This is a genomic window from Paraburkholderia lebeckiae, assembly GCF_014201005.1.
Classification (GTDB): domain Bacteria; phylum Pseudomonadota; class Gammaproteobacteria; order Burkholderiales; family Burkholderiaceae; genus Paraburkholderia; species Paraburkholderia tuberum.
On sequence record NZ_JACHDK010000070.1, the window covers coordinates 1 to 1797 of the forward strand.

Consider the following 1797-nt stretch of genomic DNA (forward strand, 5'->3'; position numbering starts at 1 on the left):
GCCGTATCCGACGCGACCGCGCTTGCGGATAGCTGCGGCACCGTGCTGCTGGTGACCCGCTTCGAGACCACTTCCATTGCGCAGGTGCTGGAGGCGACCGCGCAGCTCAAGCAGGCGAATGCCCGGGTGAAGGGCGTGATCTTCAACGCGATCGATACGGATGTCTATCGCTATAGTCTGGGCGCGCGCGCAGGCCTCTATCGCAGTGCTTCCTATCTCGATGCACTGCCGGCCAGCGGAGAGACAAAAAAAGACTAGCCTTCACGGCGCGAGGGCCATCGTCACGAATAGCGATGAAAAATCAGCCGACTTTCGGCGTGGATGATTCGCAGATATCAAAGACTCATTCGTCAGTGTCGCTGGAGTTGTACTGAGTCAGGCGCTCAATTTCGTTTCGATTCTATTGATCGGGAAGTTCGGCGGGCCGACGGCTCTCGGGTACTTCAGCCAGCTCATGGCTGGTGGTCTTTTTATCGGCTCGGTGATCGGCTTGCGTCTGGAGGTTGCATGCATGGCGGTGGACAAGGCTCAAGCCGTGCGTGCAACAAGGAGTTCCAGCGCCGTCGCCGTTCCGATCGGCCCCGCGCTTGGTGGCCACGACCATTTCCGGCCCCTCCGATTCGATTCCGGTGATCGCCCTCGCATCCGGCGTGTTTCTGCAATAGACGCTGCGTGAAGCGCTGACCAGCGAAAGGAAGTACACGAAGATCGCCACGGTCCGTTTCTTACCGATCACTGCGTTCGCCGGGCACTTCATCTGCGCGATGGTGCTTTTGAAAGCTGAGCGCACGGGGCACCGGCGTCTTCATCTATGGCGGGATCTTTCCGGCCTCCCTGTTTGTGCCGGCCGGCGTCTGCCATTTTGATGCTAATGATCTTCGTCCATCGCGACGCCGGCATCTTCGCGCTCGCCTACCGCGTCGGCTATTTTCGTACGTCACGGTCTTCTGAACCCGCGCGCCGCCGGCGATGCAATGCGGTTGCCATTCTGGAGTTTGGCGCCGAAAGCGTGGCTAAACCCGTGGTATAGTGAGTTCGACTATTAGGTCGGCATCCATCCGCAAGCGGGACACTGCGCCCTCGTCAATCTCTGCCGGACTTTGGATCGCCTTCATCACACTGTCCGGTGCCGCTAGGGAAGATCCCAAGCCATAGCTACGCCACCGATGACATCATGCTGTTCAACTTCTCAAAAATTCGATGTGGTCGTAAAGGGAGTGGAAGATGGTAACTTTCTTGACGCATGCCGCCTGTCTGCTGATCGGCGTGGCGATTGGGGTCTTTGCGTGTGCGCTTTGCGTTGCGCGCGCGAGAGGATCAAAGGAGGATAATTAGTCTCATCGCCCTCTTATGATTCAGCCGTCATTGCGGATGTCCGCTGCTTCCTCTTTGCAACACCATCAAGCACGTTGGAGCAGGGCAGAACAGCAAAATGACGCAAACGCCGAAGTCGGCGTTCGCGTTCATCTCATCGATTGCAATTAGACGCCTTCACTTGACCGGGGTCAGGTAGGGACCCGATAGGAATCGCTGCGCTCGCGGGATGCTCGCGGTATAGGCCTGAATAGCGGCGGCAAGCTGCGGACAAATCAGGTGACGGTCGTAATCGTAGATTGAATAACCGTCGCCTTCGCCGTTGCCCGGATCGCCGTTACGCACGACATACCAGAACGCCTTTGCCACCGAACCGTTGTTCATCAGCACCTTCAACTGATTGAATGCGGCCGTTTGTCCGGCGTCCGTACCGTTGGTGCCATTGTTGGTCTCGGTCAGCCAGATCGGCTTCGCGCCGCTGCT

1 protein-coding gene and 2 pseudogenes are annotated in these 1797 nt (G+C 58.2%); 1 reads left to right on the forward strand and 2 read right to left on the reverse strand.

Annotated features, from left to right (window positions below; all coding sequences use genetic code 11):
- Positions 1 to 258, forward strand: a pseudogene (locus HDG39_RS34480) (tyrosine protein kinase); the annotation flags it as partial.
- Between the two features lie 142 nt (positions 259 to 400).
- On the opposite strand, the gene HDG39_RS34485 reads toward HDG39_RS34480, so the two are convergent.
- Positions 401 to 790 (reverse strand): hypothetical protein, encoded by a 390-nt coding sequence (locus HDG39_RS34485; RefSeq protein WP_221305974.1) that lies wholly within the window; start codon positions 788 to 790, stop codon positions 401 to 403.
- Between the two features lie 701 nt (positions 791 to 1491).
- Positions 1492 to 1797 (reverse strand): annotated as a pseudogene (locus tag HDG39_RS34490) (glycosyl hydrolase); the annotation flags it as partial.